Source organism: Streptomyces sp. NPDC051322 (genome assembly GCF_040689485.1).
Classification (GTDB): Bacteria; Actinomycetota; Actinomycetes; order Streptomycetales; family Streptomycetaceae; genus Streptomyces.
In genome coordinates this window covers 19,432-34,762 of sequence record NZ_JBFBAK010000002.1, presented here as the reverse complement: position 1 = coordinate 34,762, position 15,331 = coordinate 19,432, and the positions used below count along the sequence as shown (strand labels likewise).

At 70.6% G+C, this 15,331-nt stretch carries 14 protein-coding genes; 6 read left to right on the top strand and 8 right to left on the bottom strand.

Annotation, left to right across the window (positions count from 1 at the left end; all coding sequences use genetic code 11):
* Positions 1–65 precede the first annotated feature (65 nt).
* The 6 genes from AB0436_RS04405 to AB0436_RS04380 all read left to right on the top strand — a co-directional run bounded on the left by AB0436_RS04405 (position 66) and on the right by AB0436_RS04380 (position 4,397).
* A complete protein-coding gene (locus AB0436_RS04405) occupies positions 66–878 on the top strand; it encodes an acetate uptake transporter (protein ID WP_366466188.1) in 813 nt (270 codons plus the stop codon).
* Between the two features lie 150 nt (positions 879–1,028).
* Positions 1,029–1,604 (top strand): hemerythrin domain-containing protein, encoded by a 576-nt coding sequence (locus AB0436_RS04400; RefSeq protein WP_366466187.1) that lies wholly within the window; start codon positions 1,029–1,031, stop codon positions 1,602–1,604.
* A gap of 71 nt (positions 1,605–1,675) precedes the next feature.
* Entirely contained in the window at positions 1,676–1,969 is a 294-nt protein-coding gene (locus AB0436_RS04395; protein WP_366466186.1) for a DUF3040 domain-containing protein, read from the top strand.
* 146 nt (positions 1,970–2,115) lie between these two features.
* The gene (locus AB0436_RS04390; RefSeq protein WP_366466185.1) at positions 2,116–2,787 is read left to right on the top strand and encodes a DedA family protein; all 672 of its coding nucleotides are present in this window, start codon (positions 2,116–2,118) and stop codon (positions 2,785–2,787) included.
* Complete coding sequence (locus tag AB0436_RS04385) at positions 2,787–3,536, top strand: phosphatase PAP2 family protein (RefSeq protein WP_366466184.1); 750 nt, start codon at positions 2,787–2,789, stop codon at positions 3,534–3,536. Before AB0436_RS04390 ends, AB0436_RS04385 begins: the two co-directional genes overlap by 1 nt.
* Positions 3,537–3,551: 15 nt before the next feature.
* A complete protein-coding gene (locus tag AB0436_RS04380) occupies positions 3,552–4,397 on the top strand; it encodes a hypothetical protein (protein WP_366466183.1) in 846 nt (281 codons plus the stop codon).
* Positions 4,398–4,410: 13 nt separating this feature from the next.
* Here the strand turns inward: AB0436_RS04380 and AB0436_RS04375 are convergent, their stop codons facing one another.
* The 8 genes from AB0436_RS04375 to AB0436_RS04340 all read right to left on the bottom strand — a co-directional run bounded on the left by AB0436_RS04375 (position 4,411) and on the right by AB0436_RS04340 (position 15,278).
* Positions 4,411–5,970, bottom strand: coding sequence for an NCS1 family nucleobase:cation symporter-1 (locus AB0436_RS04375; RefSeq protein WP_366466182.1), 1,560 nt, complete (start codon positions 5,968–5,970; stop codon positions 4,411–4,413).
* Complete coding sequence (locus AB0436_RS04370; RefSeq protein WP_366466181.1) at positions 5,967–6,980, bottom strand: TIGR03842 family LLM class F420-dependent oxidoreductase; 1,014 nt, start codon at positions 6,978–6,980, stop codon at positions 5,967–5,969. Before AB0436_RS04370 ends, AB0436_RS04375 begins: the two co-directional genes overlap by 4 nt.
* Positions 6,981–7,029: 49 nt before the next feature.
* Positions 7,030–8,433, bottom strand: a complete 1,404-nt coding sequence (gene hydA / locus AB0436_RS04365; protein ID WP_366466180.1) for a dihydropyrimidinase — start codon at positions 8,431–8,433, stop codon at positions 7,030–7,032.
* 60 nt (positions 8,434–8,493) lie between these two features.
* Entirely contained in the window at positions 8,494–9,774 is a 1,281-nt protein-coding gene (locus tag AB0436_RS04360; protein ID WP_366466178.1) for an aspartate aminotransferase family protein, read from the bottom strand.
* Positions 9,771–10,613 carry a nitrilase-related carbon-nitrogen hydrolase gene (locus AB0436_RS04355; protein ID WP_366466177.1) on the bottom strand — a complete coding sequence of 281 codons (843 nt, stop codon included), beginning with the start codon at positions 10,611–10,613 and terminating at the stop codon, positions 9,771–9,773. Before AB0436_RS04355 ends, AB0436_RS04360 begins: the two co-directional genes overlap by 4 nt.
* 164 nt (positions 10,614–10,777) lie before the next feature.
* Entirely contained in the window at positions 10,778–12,169 is a 1,392-nt protein-coding gene (locus AB0436_RS04350) for a hypothetical protein (protein WP_366466176.1), read from the bottom strand.
* 59 nt (positions 12,170–12,228) lie between these two features.
* Positions 12,229–14,037 carry a gamma-glutamyltransferase gene (gene ggt / locus AB0436_RS04345; protein ID WP_366466175.1) on the bottom strand — a complete coding sequence of 603 codons (1,809 nt, stop codon included), beginning with the start codon at positions 14,035–14,037 and terminating at the stop codon, positions 12,229–12,231.
* A gap of 152 nt (positions 14,038–14,189) precedes the next feature.
* The gene (locus AB0436_RS04340) at positions 14,190–15,278 is read right to left on the bottom strand and encodes a DUF1996 domain-containing protein (protein WP_366466174.1); all 1,089 of its coding nucleotides are present in this window, start codon (positions 15,276–15,278) and stop codon (positions 14,190–14,192) included.
* Positions 15,279–15,331 lie beyond the last annotated feature (53 nt).

The following is a 15,331-nucleotide window of genomic DNA, read 5'->3' as shown; positions in this document are numbered from 1 at the left end:
CCGCAAAGACCTGCACGGGGCGATCGCGCGTCGGACAGCCTCCACCCCGTTAGGAGAACGCCGCTATGAGCGATTACCCGGCAGAGGACCCTCGGTCGGCAAACAGAAGGCCGGCCAACAGAGGTGGGGCGCAGGGTTCACACCTCGGACCCGCCACGACCACACCGGACGAAGCAGAGAGCTACGAGGCGTGGCGGGCGCGCAGTCGCCTGGTCCTCACCCCGATCGCCGCGCCGTCGATCCTGGGCCTCTTCGGGTTCGCCGCGTCGACCTTCATGGTCGCGTCCAACCTTGCCGAGTGGTGGGGGGACGCGTTGATCTCGCCGATCATTCTGGCGCCGTTCGTGATCTTCTTCGGCGGACTGGCACAGTTGGCGGCCGGCATGTGGGCCTACCGGGCCCGGGACGGGGTGGCCACCGCCATGCACGGCACCTGGGGGGCCTTCTGGCTCGGCTGGGGTCTGCTCACGCTGCTGATGGCTGCCGGGATCCTGCCGGTGGGCGCGAAGCTCACCCAGGCGTTCGGTTTCTGGTGGATCGTGCTCGCCGTGGTGACCCTCTTCGGCGCCATCGCCGCGCTGGGCGACAATCTCGGCCTGTTCCTGGTGCTCATCCTGCTGACCGCCGGGTCGTCGCTGCTGGCCGCCGGGATCCTGGGCGGCTATCACAACGTCGTGCTGGCCGCCGGCTGGGTGCTCGTCGCCTCCTCCGCCGCCGCCTTCTACACCGCCGGTGCGCTGATGCTGCAACAGGCTTTCGGCGGCCGGGTCATCCTGCCGCTGGGCACCTGGAGCCTGCGGGGCAACCTTCCCGGCCACCGGGCATCGCGGCCCATCGACTACCCCGGCGGCATGCCGGGAGCCAAGATCGGGCAGTGACGGGTGCGCACGGTGCGTCCGGTCATGCGGACGCACCGTGCGGCGGCGCCTTCGGCGGCGGACCGCGTCGCGACGAAACCCGCGTCCGGCGGCATCGTGCTTGCGGGTAGGGGTACTCGCGACCGGTCCGAGCCGACTGGGAGGCATGACATGAGGATCACCCCCCTGCTGACGGAGGACGTCGTGGACGTCCTCGAGCGCCAGCACTCACAGATCAGAGGAGCCTTCGCGAAAGCCGCGCTGCCAGGGCCCGGGCGACGCAAGGCATTCGAGAACCTGGTGCGCCTGCTGGCCGTGCATGAGGCGGCCGAGGAGGCCCACGTGCACCCGAAGGCGCATCGCGCGCTGGCCATGGGCAGCGCGGTGACCGCCCGTCGCCGGCGGGAGGAGAAGGAAGCCAAGGAACTGCTGACCGCGCTGTGGCGCACGGGACCGGACTGCAAGGGCTATCTGCGGAAACTGACCCGGCTGGCAGCAGCCGTCCAGCGGCATGCCGCCCGGGAGGAACGGGAGGAGTTCGCAGCGCTGCGCCAGGCGGTCAGCGCGCGCCGCCTGCGTCTGCTGGCGGCCGAGGTACGTCTCACGCAGCTGTACGCGCCGACCCGCCCGCACCGGTGGGTGAACAACGAGCTCACCAACAAGCTGGCCGGACCCCTCTTCGGCCCCCTGGACCGGGGGCTCGACGTGGCCCGCCATCTGCGGGCGCAGCTTTCCGGCACTGGCTGACCTGCCGCCAGGCGGCGGTCTCGCAGGGACGGCCGCAGACGAGGACCCCGCTCGAGACAGGAGTGGCCGCGATGACATGGACAGCGCACGACGAGTTCCGGCTGCGACAGATCGAGGACCACCTGGTGGGCTCCGACCCCCGGTGGGCCAGACAGTTCGTGGAATGGCGGGCCCCCGGGCGGTACCGGCGGATCGATCCCTGGCGCATGGCGCTCCTGGTGATCGCCACCGCCCTCGGCGTGGGCCTGGGCATCGGCAACGTCGCAGTCGTCCTGATGGCTTTCGTGGCTCTGATCGGGGTGACGGCAGCCGCGCTGCTCGCGGGTCTGCGGCGGGCCCGGCGCGACACCGGGTGCGGTCGCTGAGTCCCACGCCACCGGTCTCCGTCCACCCTGCCGCGCGCCACCTGTCCCACCCTTCATCGTCTACAGTGCAGTAGACCGTCTATTGCACTGTTGGCATCCGGGTGTCCGCCCTTGCCACTCCCTCCAGGAAGAAAGGGCCCGCGCCCATGGTCGCCCCCCTGCTCGCAGCCTCTCCGCTCGCGGTGAACGTGCTGGACGCGCAGTCTCTGCTGTCGGCATTCGGGGTGGCCGGCATCGCCGTGGTGCTGTTCGCCGAGACGGGACTGCTGGTCGGGTTCTTCCTGCCGGGCGACTCGCTGCTCTTCACCGCCGGACTGCTCTGCACCGGCACGTCCAGCAGCGGCCTGCACCTCTCGCTACCCCTGGTGCTGCTCGCCTCCGCCGTCGGCGCACTGGCCGGTGCACAGTGCGGCTACCTCATCGGACGGCAGGCGGGCGGGCCGATGCTGGCCCGCAGCCGGTCCGGACGACTGCGGCAGGGGGCCGACCGGGCCGAGGAGCTACTGGCGCGGTACGGCCATGCGAAGGCCATCGTGCTGGCACGGTTCATCCCGGTGGTGCGCACCGTGCTCAATCCGATGGCGGGCGCGCTGCACGTCCCGGCGCGAACGTTCACCCTCTGGCAGGTGATCGGCGGCCTGCTCTGGAGTCAGGGGCTGGCGCTGGCGGGGTACGCACTCGGCTCTTCCATCCCGAACGTGGACCATTATCTGCTGCCGGTCATCGCGGTGATCGTCGTCCTGTCGCTGATCCCGCTCGCCGCCGAACTGCGGCGCTCGCGCAAGCGGGCCGCCGGCCACGTGGAATCCGGCCGGTGATGCCTGCCGTCCCACCGGTCACGCATCGCAAGGGCCTGGCCGACCTGACCCTGTCGACCGCGGTGGGAGGCCTGGCGGCGTTCGCGGTGCTGGCGATGGTCGCGGCCGGTCGGCACGGCGCGCCGTTCCTCGCCGACAGCGCTCTGCATTCCTGGTCGGTGCACCACCGGCCGGAGGTGGCGGTGGCCACGGCGCGCGGCCTCACCTACACCGGTACCGGTGTGATCCCGTATCTGCTGGTCGCGCTCGCCGGTCTGGTCGTCGGCCGCGGCGCCCGGCAGCGGCTGCTCACCGGCGCGGCGTTCATCGGCTGCCTCGCGCTGTGCCAGGCACTGCGGTACGGCGTGATGGTGCTGGTGGCGCGCCCGCGCCCACCGATGAGCGGCTGGGCCACCCACGCATCGGGGTGGTCGTTCCCGTCCGGACACACCACCACATCGGCCGTCACCGCCGGGTTGCTCGTCATCGCAGTGCTGCTGCGGGCACCGCGCGGCAGGGCGGCCATCGCCCTCGGCATCGGCTGCTGGGGGGTGCTGGTCGGCCTGACCCGGATCTACCTCGGCGTGCACTGGTTCACCGATGTCATCGGCGGCTGGCTGTTCTGCGTCTGCTGGCTGAGCCTCAGCGTCCGGCTCGGCCTCAGGTTCGCCCCGTGCGATGCACCCCGGCCGCCGTCGGCCCCGGACGTCTACAGTACTGTAGACGAAAACTCCCGCGGCGCCCTGCGCCGGCCGAAGCGGGAGGCGTGAGAGGCGGGAGAGGCCATGCAGGAGCCGGAAGCCGGCACCACGGCAGAACCGGAGCTCGGATTCCGGGACCGCGGACCGGCCGAGGGCACGGCCGGTCCGCCGGGTGCGAACAAGGTGCCGGAGGTGACCGTCTGGTTCTGGGTGGTGAAGGTCCTCACCACCGGCGCGGGCGAGACCGCCTCCGACTATCTGGCCCGGACGCTCGGTCCGGTACCGGCCGGGTGCATCGGGCTGGCCGGTCTGGCGGCTCTGCTGACGCTGCAGTTCCGCGCGCCCCGCTACAGCGTGTGGACGTACTGGTCCGCCATCGTCATGGTGAGCGTGTTCGGCACCATGGCCGCCGACGTGGTGCACGTCGTGGCCGGAGTGCCGTACGCGGTGTCGACGGTGGGTCTCTCGGTGGCTCTGGCCGCCATCCTGATGGTCTGGTACGCCAGCGAGGGCACGCTGTCCATCCACAGCATCCGCACCCGGCGCCGGGAGTCGTTCTACTGGGCGACCGTGCTCACCACCTTCGCGCTCGGCACGGCGGTCGGCGATCTCACGGCCGGCACGCTGCACCTGGGGTACTTCTCGTCCGGTGTCGCCTTCGCCGCTTTCATCGCGGTCCCGGCCATCGCCGGTCGTTTCCTCGGGCTGAACGCGGTGGCCGCTTTCTGGTGGGCCTACATCCTGACCCGCCCGCTCGGTGCCTCGTTCGCCGACTGGATGGGCGTGCCGACCACCCGGCACGGGCTCGGCTGGGGCACCGGGCCCGTCACCCTGGCACTGCTGGTGCCGATCGTCGTCCTGATCAACCATCTGGCGGTCAGCCAACGCGACACACCGTCGAAGGGCCGGCGGGCACACGCCGCCGATTGAACGGCAGGCCGGCTCATCGGACGAGAACGGTGGGTTCGCCCAGGGAAGACCGCCGGGCCGCCCCGGTGCTCATCATCAGCACGGTGTAGAGCACCAGCGAGGAAGCCAGCCCGACGGCCCACCCGTAGTCGGCCAGCGGCTTGAGGAAGGGGACGAGCCCGTCCACCGGGAACGGCCCCTGTTTGGCGCCGTGTTCGTCCACCGTGGAGTACGACCCGCCGACGGCCAGCAGCCCGCCGACCGCGAACGCGACGACCGCGCGCCAGTTCCACCCGCCGGTGTACCAGTAACGGCCCTGGGGCCGGTAGAGGTCGGCGACGTCGAGGACCGTGCGGCGGATGATCCAGTAGTCGGCGATCAGGACGCCGGCCACCGTGCCGAGTACCCCGCCGACCACCCCGAGCCAGGTGTAGATGTACAGCTCGGGGGTGGAGGTGAGCTTCCACGGGAGGAAGAGCACCCCGACCACGCCGGCTATCAGCGCGCCGGTACGGAAGTTGATGAACCTCGGCAGCAGGTTGGCGAGGTCGTAGGCCGGTGACACGACATTGGCCGCGAGGTTGGCGGAGACCGTCGCGATCAGCACCGTCACCAGGCCGAAGAGCAGGCCGAAGACGTTGTCGGTCTTCGCGGTCAGCGCCACCGGGTCCCAGATGGCGACCCCGTACACCGCCTCCGAACCCGATGTGACGAAGACCGAGAGCAGGGCGAAGGCAGTCATGGTGGTGGGCAGGCCCAGGGTCTGGCCCCAGACCTGGGCCCGCTGCCCCTTCCCGAAACGGGTGAAGTCCGGGATGTTGAGGCTGAGCGTCGACCAGAAACCGATCATGCCCATCAGCGACGGGAAGAAGACCGGCCAGAAGTCCGCGCCCCAGCCGTGCTTGGACGGCTGGTCGAGCAGCGGGCCGAAGCCGCCCGCCTTGTTCGCGATCCAGATCAGCAGCACGATCGCGCCGAGCAGCACGAACGGCGCCGCCCAGTTCTCGAAGCGGCGCAGCGTCTGCATCCCCCGGTAGATGATGGCCAGTTCGAACACCCAGAAGATCGCGAAGCAGAGCCAGAGCGTCCAGGGGTAACCGCCCACCTTACTGACGTCCGCCCAGCCGCCCCCGAAGACCTTCCCGAGCAACACGAAGATGCCCTGCCCGCCGATCCAGGTCTGGATGCCGAACCAGCAGCAGGCGACGGCCGCCCGGACCAGTGCGGGGAGGTTGGCGCCGCGCAGCCCGAAGGAGGCCCGCGCGAGAACCGGGAACGGGATGCCGTACTTCGGCCCCGCGTGACCGGTGAGCAGCATCGGCAACAGCACGATGATGTTGGCGAGCGCAATGGTGAGGACGGCCTGCTTCCAGTCCATTCCGAGCGCGACCAGACCCGAAGCCAGCGTCCAGGACGGGATGTTGTGCGCCATGCCGACCCAGAGAGCGGCGAAGTTGTACGTGGTCCAGGTCCGCCGGTCCGCCGGTACCGGCTGCAGGTCGTCGTTGGCGAATCTGCCGTCCGGCGCCGTCCGGTCCCCTGCCGTTCCGTCTCCTGCCGTTCCGTCCGATGCCGGTATCTCGGTGTCCGTCATGGTCTGGCCGCCTCGGTCATCGCGGGGATGATCTGCTCGCCGTAGGCATCGATGACCGACTCCCTGGCGTCGTGCATGGCGTACACCGCGAACTGGTCGACGCCCAGTGCACGCAGCGCGCGCAGCTTCTCGATGTGGGCCTCGACCGGGCCGAGCAGGCAGAAACGGTCGACGATCTCATCGGGGACGAAGGCGGTGTCCGGGTTGTCGGTGCGTCCGTGGTGGCTGTAGTCGTAGCCCTCGCGCTGCTTGATGTAAGCGGTGAGCGCCTCCGGCACCAGACCGGAGTGTTCGCCGTAGCGCGACACCAGGTCGGCGACGTGGTTGCCGACCATCCCGCCGAACCAGCGGCACTGCTCGCGGCCGTGGGCGAGATCATCGCCGACGTACGCGGGCGCTGCCACGCAGATGCTCACCGAGTCCGGGTCCCGTCCCGCGTCGGACGCCGCGGTGCGCACCGCCCTGACCATCCACTCCGTGAGGAAGGGGTCGGCCAGTTGCAGGATGAAGCCGTCCGCCTGTTGCCCGGCCAGTGCCAGCGCCTTCGGGCCGTATGCGGCCATCCAGACCGGCAGCCTGCTGTCCTTCACCCAGGGCAGCCTCAGCGACCGGCCGTCGACCTCGGCCTCGCGCCCCTCGGCGAGATCGCGGATGACGCCGATCGCCTCGCCCAGCCGGGCCAGGGTGTTGGGTTTACGGCCCGCCACCCGCATCGCCGAGTCGCCCCGGCCGATGCCGCAGACCGTCCGGTTGCCGTACATCTCGTTGAGGGTGGCGAAGGTGGAGGCGGTGACCTCCCAGGTCCTGGTGCCCGGGTTGGTCACCATGGGCCCGACGGTGAGCCGGGTGGTGTGCTCGAGGATGCGGCTGTAGATGACGAACGGCTCCTGCCACAACACGGCCGAGTCGAACGTCCAGCCGTACCTGAATCCGTTGCGTTCCGCGCGCCGCATCAGTCCGACGACGGCCGACGCGGGCGGGTCGGTCTGCAGGACGAGTCCGAAATCCATGACGGAGCTCCCAGTTCAGGTGCTTGTTCCAGGTACGTGTTTCAGGTGCCTATGCCAGGTACTGGCAGGTGGCGCGCGGGGTGTACTGGCCGTGCCCGGTGCGGCCGGTGAAGTCGCGTTCGTGGATGACGACTTCACCGCGCGAGAGCACCGTCTCCACCTGGCCGGTGAGCCGCTTCCCCTCGTACGCCGAGTAGTCGACGTTCATGTGGTGGGTGTCGGCGGAGAGGGTCTGCTCGCGGTGGGGGTCGTAGATGACGACGTCGCCGTCCGCGCCGGGCGCGATGGTCCCCTTCTTCGGGTAGAGGCCGAACATCCGGGCCGGCGTCGCGCAGGCGATCTCGATCCAGCGGCGGCGGGAGATGTGCCCGTCGACCACGGCCTGGTGGAGCAGGTCCATGCGGTTCTCCACCCCCGGCATCCCGTTGGGAATTTTGGAGAAGTCGCCGCGGCCCAGTTCCTTCTGACCGGTGAAGCAGAAAGGGCAGTGGTCGGTGGAGACGACCTGGAGGTCGTTGCGCCGCAGTCCGCGCCAGAGAGCTTCCTGGTGTACACGGGGGCGCAGCGGCGTCGAGCACACGTACTTCGCACCCTCGAAGTCCGGCTCGGCGAGGTTGTCCGTGGAGAGGAAGAGGTACTGCGGGCAGGTCTCACCGAAGACGGGCAGGCCCTGGGTACGGGCGGAGGTCAGTTCGGCGAGTGCCTCGTCGGCCGAGACGTGCACGACGTACAGCGGGGCACCGGCGACCTGCGCGAGTTTGATCGCACGGTGGGTGGCCTCGGCCTCGAGCAGCACCTTCCGCACTTCGCCGTGGTAGCGCGGGTCGGTGCGGCCCTCGGCGAGCGCCTGCTCGACCAGGACGTCGATCGCGATGCCGTTCTCGGCGTGCATCATGATCAGCCCGCCGTTGGAGCCGGCCCGCTGCATCGCCCGGAGGATCTGCCCGTCGTCGCTGTAGAAGACCCCCGGGTAGGCCATGAAGAGCTTGAAGGATGTGACGCCCTCCCCCACCAGGAGGTCCACCTCCTTGAGACTTGCCGGATTGACGTCCGACATGATCATGTGAAAGCCGTAGTCGATGGCGCACCGGCCGTCCGCCTTGGCGTACCACGCGTCGAGCCCTTCGCGCAGCGAGCGGCCCACCGACTGGATGGCGAAGTCCACAATCGTGGTGGTACCGCCCCAGGCGGCCGCCCGGGTCCCCGTCTCAAAGGTGTCGGATGCGAAGGTGCCGCCGAACGGCATCTCCATGTGCGTATGGGCGTCGACTCCGCCCGGGACGACGTACTTCCCGGTGGCGTCGATGGTCCGCTCGGCGGTCCAGCCCTCTGCCACCGTGGACCCGTGGGCGGCCAGCGCGGCGATCCGGCCGTCCTCGATCAGGACATCTGCGTGAGTCTCCTCGGCGGCGGTGACGACCAGGCCGCCGCGGATCAGCGTGCGGGTGCTCATGGTGGTGCGCTCCCTCTCTCACTCCGGTCCGCCGGTGCTCCTGCCGGACGGCGTACGTGACTAGGCGGTGTGCAGGGCTTGTTCGAGGATCGCGGCGCCTGCCTCGGCCTCTGCGACGTTGAGCGACAGGGGCGGTGCGATACGCAGCACGCTGGTGTTGTGGCCGCCGCCCTTGCCGACCAGGAGTCCGCCTTCGCGAGCCGCCTCCAGCACGGCGGCGGCCGCCTCCGGATTCGCCAGGTCGGTGCCCGGCTGCACCAGCTCGACACCGATCATCAGTCCGCGGCCGCGCACCTCGCGCACCACCGGGCACTGCGCGCCGACGGCCCGCAGCCGCTCGAGCAGCAGGCCGCCGACCCGGCGGGCGTTGCCCTGCAGGTCGTGTTCCAGCAGATAGTTCAGGTTGGCGAGCCCGGCGGCCATGGTGACCGGGGAACCGCCGAACGTCGAGATCGAGTTGGCGTCCAGGCAGTTCATGACGTCCGCGCGGGCGACGACCCCGCCGATGGACATTCCGTTGCCGATTCCCTTGGCGAACGTGAGGATGTCCGGCGGCCCGTTCTCGGCGTGCGCCTGCCAGCCCCAGAAGTGGTCGCCGGTGCGCCCCCAGCCGGTCTGCACCTCATCGGCGATCCACAGGATGCCGTGCCGGTCGAGTACCTCGCGGAACGCCGCGAACAGCCCGTCCGGCGGGGCGGTGAACCCGCCGACGCCCTGGATCGGTTCGGCGATCAGCGCGGCCACGTCACGGGTCTGCCCGAGCAGGTCCTCGAGGTCGGCCACACATGCCTCGATGAAGCGGGCGTCGCTGAGCTGCGCGTACGGGCCGCGACTGCGCACGCCGCCGTGCACGTACAGCGTCTGGAGCGGGGAGAGCGCGGTCGGGGACCAGCCGCGGTTGCCGGTGATACCGACGGTGGTGAAGGAACGGCCGTGGTAGCTGTTGCGCATGGCCAGGATCTGCTGCGACCTGCGGTATGCGGTCGCCAGCAGCAGGGCCGTGTCATTGGCCTCGGTACCCGAGGTGGTGAAGAAGACCCGGGCGTCGGGGATGCCGGACAGCGCCACGATCCGCTCGGCGAGGTCCACCATCGGGCGGTTGAGATACAGCGTCGACGAGTGGATGATCCGGCCCGCCTGCTCGCTCACCGCCTTGGTCACCTCGGGCAGCGCGTGGGCGGTCATGGTGGTGAGGATGCCGCCGAAGAAGTCCAGGTAACGGTTGCCGGCCGCGTCCCAGACGTGGCGGCCCTCACCGTGGGTGATCTCGATCGGGTGCTCGTAATAGGTCGCCAGCCAGTCGGGCAGTACGGCGCGGTGCCGGTTGTACAGATCGGTCACGGCTGCACCAGTCCTTCGTACGCGTCGGGGCGGCGGTCCCGGTAGAACGCCCACTGCTGTCGCACTGCCTCGATCAGGTCCATGTCGAGGTCGCGGACGAGGAGTTCCTCCTCCTTGTCGCTGGCGACCTCGCCGACGAACTGTCCGCGCGGATCCACGAAGTAGCTCGTGCCGTAGAAGTCGTTGTCGCCGTACTCCTCCCGGCCGACCCGGTTGATGGCCGCGATGAAGTACTCGTTGGCCACGGCCGAGGCCGGCTGCTCCAGCTGCCAGAGATGCGCGGAGAGGCCGCGCGAGGTGGCCGAGGGGTTGTAGACGATCGAGGCGCCGTTCAGGCCGAGTTGACGCCAGCCCTCCGGGAAGTGACGGTCGTAGCAGATATAGACGCCGACCTTGCCGACGGCCGTGTCGAAAACCGGCCAGCCGAGGTTCCCCGGTTTGAAGTAGTACTTCTCCCAGAACCCCTTGACCTGCGGGATGTGGTGCTTGCGGTACTTGCCGAGGTACGAGCCGTCGGCGTCGATCACCGCGGCGGTGTTGTAGTAGAAGCCGGTCTGCTCGAGCTCGAAGACCGGGACGACGATCACCATGCCGGTCTCGCGGGCGAGTTCCTGCATCCGGCGGACGGTCGACCCGTCGGGAACGGCTTCCGCCCAGCGGTAGTGCTCGGGTTCCTGCACCTGGCAGAAGTAGGGGGCGTTGAAGACCTCCTGAAACCCTATGACCTGGGCGCCCCTGCGGGCCGCCTCCCGGGCGTGTTCCTCATGTTTGGCGATCATGGATTCGGTGTCGCCGGTCCAGGTGGCCTGGACCAGCGCGGCGCGTACGACGTGAGACACGAGCAACTCCTTCACCAGGGCGCCACGAACGTTCTACGCACGTAGACAGGATGCGTAGGAGGAGAACGTAAGCCCCGTCACACACGGGGGCAAGACCATCGCCGTTAACCGGCAGAGTCGATCATGTTTCGCCGCTCGGCGATCACTTCAGCCTTCCACAGTGATCACTTTGTGAGACCCGTGACACGCAGTACGCGGAGGAGGTCACGCTCGTGGGGCGGGGATGCGGCCGCAGCAGCGGAAAGCAGCTGCGGAACCAGAGCCCGGGGGTCACTCTCCGCGATCCTGGCCGACTCCTCCGGCGGGTGGGTCCGCACGAACGCGCCCAGCAGCGCCTGCGATTCGCCGGCCCGGCCGATGGCGCCGAGCGCGAGCACGATCGCTGCGACGTCGGCGACGGGGCGGGCCGCGCTCTGGCGTACCAACCGGCCGCAGTCGTGACCGCGGCCCGCGGACAGGAGCACGTCGACGGCCTCGGCCAGCCGGTCGGGTGCCAGCGAGGCGGCCTCCCAGAGCAGGGTGGCCCAGTCCGCCGCAAGTCCCGCCGCCGCCAGCTCGGTCGCGAGCACCGGCAGATGCCCGGCCGGCAGCAGCGCCGCCTGGCAGAGCAGGGCATGGGCCTCACCGCTGCGGCCATCGGCGCGCAGCCGCAGCAGCCGGCCCACCACCTCGGCGACGGCCCGCCGGGTCGCGGGGTCGTCGCCCGGCTGCCGCACGGGTGAGCCCTCCGGTTCCGGTTCGGTCTCGCGCGGCGCGCCGCCGAACCTGGCCCCGCGCGGTACGGCCACCGGTCCGGTCGGAGGCAACGGCAGGGCCGGCGCGGCGCTCGCGCCGTCGGCGTCGTCGAGTCCGGCGAACCGGGCACCGCGTGGACGGCGTCGGGCCGCGGATCCGCGCCGGAGGGGAGGTTCCCCAGCCACGGCCGCTGCTCCGCCGGCGGTCGCACCCTCCACCGGGCCGGCGGGCGAGGTGATGGCGCCCGCCCCGGCCGCGGCGCCGGGCCCGGCCACCGCAGGCACACCGCCCGAGCCGGCGCCGTGGCCGGCGTCCCACCCGGTGTCCGCCGGCGCCGCCAGCCGTGCCTGCAGCTCCGCGCACCGCGCGGTGGCCCGCCGCCCGTCGTCGCGGGCCCAGGCCAGCTCGTCGCCGAGCCGACGGGCCTCGGCGCCGTCAGCCACACGGAGCCGGTGCGCCAGCTCCCGCTCGCGCCCGGCGGCGTACGTCTGCTCACGCAACATCAGTTCCAGCCGGTCACGGACCGCCTCGCGTCCGCCGGGACGGCGGTCGTGCGCCGCAACGGAGGCCGCGTACAACTCGCCCGCCCGCACCGCGGCGGTCCGGCCGGCCTCCGGCCCACGGAGCCCGGCGTAGTCCTGGAGCAGCGCGTCGACCACGTCCCAGGGCGGCACCTCGCTCCCGTCGAGACAGGCCCGCATCCCGTCGGGGTCCCGCCGCCAGAACACGCCGCACCACCCGCCACCCGGGTCGAGTGCGGCTGTCAGATCTCGCAGGAACCGCGCGAAAGCCGCGGCCTCCGTCGGTTGGCTCACCGTCATGGCAGGCCATTCGATCGCAGCAGTGTTACGGAGACGCTACGGGCGCTTTTCGGCGACCGTCAGGGCTGCCCGACCGGATGGACCACCATCGCCGACCCGCCACCGCGGCGCACCGGTTCCGCCGCCGCCAGCCACCGGCCGTCCGGCAGGCGTTCGACGCCCGTCGCCGCGCCGATCTCCGGATTCAGCTTGAACGAGTGCCCGAGCGCCTCCAACCGGCCACGGAGCGGGCTGTTGTAGAGGGCTGGCTCCAGCTCGGTGGTCGCGGCGTTGCGCTGGCTCGCGCGCGGTGCGGCGATCGCGTCCTCCAGCGAGAGTCCGCGGTCGAGGTGGCCGATGAGAGTCTGCAGGACGGTGGTGATGATCGTCGCGCCACCCGGGGAGCCGAGAGCCAGCGCGGGCCTGCCGTCTTTCAGGACGATGGTCGGGGAGATCGAGGAGCGCGGCCGCTTGCCCGGGCCCGGGAGGTTCGGGTCGTGCACGGCCGGGTCGGCCGGGGCGAAGGAGAAGTCGGTCAGTTCGTTGTTGAGCAGGAAGCCGCGCCCGGGCACCGCCATACCGCTGCCGCCGGTCTGCTCGATAGTCAGGGTGTACGCCACGGCGTTGCCCCATTTGTCGGCCACCGTCAGATGGGTGGTGTTCTCCCCCTCGTACGTGGTGGGGGCCGCCCGGCCGGCCGAGGCGCAGTCGGCCGGATGCCGGGGGTCGCCCGGTGCGAGCGGGCTGGCGAGCACCGCGTCCTCCTTGATGAGGCAGGCGCGGGAGTCCGCGAAACGCTGGGAGAGCAGACCCCCGATCGGTACGGACTCGAAGGCCGGGTCGCCGACCCAACGCCCCCGGTCGGCGAACGCGATCCGGCTCGCCTCGATGTAGTGGTGCAGATACTGCACCTCCGACGCCTTCGAAAGGTCGGTGCGCTCCAGAATGTTGAGCGCCTCCCCCACGGTGGTACCACCGGACGAGGACGGGGGCATGCCGTACACATCCAGGCCCCGGTAGGCGACCTTCGTCGGCTCGCGGTACAGCGCCCGGTACGCGCGCAGGTCGCCGGTCGTCAGATCGCCGGGACGTACGGTGCGCGTGGAGCCGGGTGCGAGGTCCGGCTTGCGGACCGTGCGGACGATGTCGCGGCCGAGGCCGCCCCGGTACAGATCGTCGATGCCGCGGCGGCCCAACTCCTCGTAGGTGCGGGCCAGGTCGGGGTTCTTCAGGGTGGAGCCCACGGCAGGCGGCTGTCCGCCGGGCAGGAACAGCTGCGCGGTGGCGGGGAAGTCGGCGAAGCGCGCCTGGTTGTCCTGGGTCTGGCTGCGGAACGTCGAGTCCACCGTGAAACCGTGGCGGGCGATGCGCTCGGCCGGTTTCAGCACGGTCTTCAGTGACTTGCTGCCCCAGGCGTCCAGTGCGGAGTCCCAGGTGGCGGCGGTGCCAGGGGTGCCGACGCTCAGCCCGCTGGTCACCGCGTCCGCGAAGGCCAGCGGCTTGCCGTTCTCCAGGAAGAGGGAGGAGTCGGCGGAGTGCGGCGCGGTCTCCCGGCCGTCGATGGTGTGCACCCGGTGCGACGCGGCGTCGTAGTAGACGAAGAAGCCGCCACCGCCGATGCCCGCGGAGTAGGGCTCGGTGACGCCCAGCGCCGCCGCTGTCGCGACCGCCGCGTCCACCGCGTTGCCGCCCTTGCGGAGTACGTCGATCCCGGCGGCGGAGGCGTCCGCGTCGACGCTCGACACCGCTCCCCCGTACCCCACCGCGACGGGTGCTTTCCCCGGCGGCGCTCCGGCGTGCGACGGTGGCGCGCCGGCACCGAGCGACACGACGGTGGCGGCGACGGCCAGGCAGGTGAACTTCCGGGCGGTGACACGGCGCAGGTGCATCCATGGCCTCCAGAGGAGAGTGGTGGGCGGCAGCCTAGCCCGGCAGACCGGCGCCAGTCATGAACACGTCGATAGCATCCGCACCGGATACGTGCCCGGCCGGTCCACGCGGGGAGCGCGGACCGGCCGGGCCGAGGGGAACGGGCCGGTGGTCAAGGAAGCCGGTAGTCCTCGTTGAGAGCCGCGCCCGCCTCCGGGTGTGCCTGGTCGTAGCCGCGGGCGTCGCACTGGAGCCCGCCCACGATGCAGTGGTCGACCAAGGCCTTGAGTGTGCGGTCCTCCCAGGCGTTGAAGAAGTCGTAGTGGAAGGAGTAGCCGCGGCCGCTGGCGAGGTGCACCTGGCTCATGTCACCGTTGACCGGGAACGCCATCTTGAACTCGATCATCGGCACGGCGACCGGATGGTCGGCGGGGCAGACGTTGTCGTTGGTGCCGGGCTTGACGACCGGGTAGGCCATGTGGCTCTTGTGGTCCGGCGTGTCGAGGTACTTCCCGTCCCAGCAACTGGGGGCTTGGAAGCGGATGTTGAGTTGTACGTCGGCCCGGTTCGGGCAGTTCGCGGGGAAGTCGACGTTGAGGTAACTGTCGCCGCACTCCCAGCCCTCGACGAAGCCGGCATGGTGGCGGAACTCGTCGGCGCTCTGCATCGGGCTGCCCACGACGAACCGCAGTCCCTTGGGGAAGGGCCGCACACTGGTGTAGTCGGTGACGCCGGACTTGTAGTAGATGGTCTGCGGACCGACGGGGAGGATCTTCTGGTCGCCCTTGAACAGCGAGGGCATCCAGTACGCCGAGGCGTCGGCGGGCGCCTTGCAGGTGGTGGCGCCGCCGTCGAGGGAGGCGGTCGTGCTGGCGGCGTTCGTCGAGGTGTTGCCCATGAAGGTGTGGTCGTGCGACTTGCCGGGCTGGCCCGGAAAGACGATCGGATCGTCCGGAGCGGTGTGCGTGACCGAGCAGTTGGCCTGGAACTCGTGGAAGTAGCGGTGGGGCGGGTCGGCCGAGGACGGCGTGACACCGGTGACCTGACGCACGGCCGGTATGTAGCCGTCGCCGTCCGGGTCGTCGGCGGATGCCTGGGGGGACACGGCCATGGCGTGCCCGGCGGCAGCGACAGCGGCCGCGTCGGGCGCCCCGCCGTCCGTGTCGGTGGCAGCGGAGGCGATGGTGCCGATGCCTAGGACACTGGCGAACAGGGCGGTGCCGAGGAGCAGTGCGGGGAGCCGTTTCGGACTCGATCTCATGGGGGGTCTCCTGCCCGTGGAGTGGATGGAGGGCCCGCGCACGCGTGGGTGCG

Bases quoted from the DNA above. Each gene is read 5' to 3' on its own strand.
- AB0436_RS04405 (WP_366466188.1), top strand. From the start codon at position 66: ATGAGCGATTACCCGGCAGAGGACCCTCGGTCGGCAAACAGAAGGCCG.
- AB0436_RS04400 (WP_366466187.1), top strand. From the start codon at position 1,029: ATGAGGATCACCCCCCTGCTGACGGAGGACGTCGTGGACGTCCTCGAG.
- AB0436_RS04395 (WP_366466186.1), top strand. From the start codon at position 1,676: ATGACATGGACAGCGCACGACGAGTTCCGGCTGCGACAGATCGAGGAC.
- AB0436_RS04390 (WP_366466185.1), top strand. From the start codon at position 2,116: ATGGTCGCCCCCCTGCTCGCAGCCTCTCCGCTCGCGGTGAACGTGCTG.
- AB0436_RS04385 (WP_366466184.1), top strand. From the start codon at position 2,787: ATGCCTGCCGTCCCACCGGTCACGCATCGCAAGGGCCTGGCCGACCTG.
- AB0436_RS04380 (WP_366466183.1), top strand. From the start codon at position 3,552: ATGCAGGAGCCGGAAGCCGGCACCACGGCAGAACCGGAGCTCGGATTC.
- AB0436_RS04375 (WP_366466182.1), bottom strand. From the start codon at position 5,970: ATGACGGACACCGAGATACCGGCATCGGACGGAACGGCAGGAGACGGA.
- AB0436_RS04370 (WP_366466181.1), bottom strand. From the start codon at position 6,980: ATGGATTTCGGACTCGTCCTGCAGACCGACCCGCCCGCGTCGGCCGTC.
- hydA (WP_366466180.1), bottom strand. From the start codon at position 8,433: ATGAGCACCCGCACGCTGATCCGCGGCGGCCTGGTCGTCACCGCCGCC.
- AB0436_RS04350 (WP_366466176.1), bottom strand. From the start codon at position 12,169: ATGACGGTGAGCCAACCGACGGAGGCCGCGGCTTTCGCGCGGTTCCTG.
- ggt (WP_366466175.1), bottom strand. From the start codon at position 14,037: ATGCACCTGCGCCGTGTCACCGCCCGGAAGTTCACCTGCCTGGCCGTC.
- AB0436_RS04340 (WP_366466174.1), bottom strand. From the start codon at position 15,278: ATGAGATCGAGTCCGAAACGGCTCCCCGCACTGCTCCTCGGCACCGCC.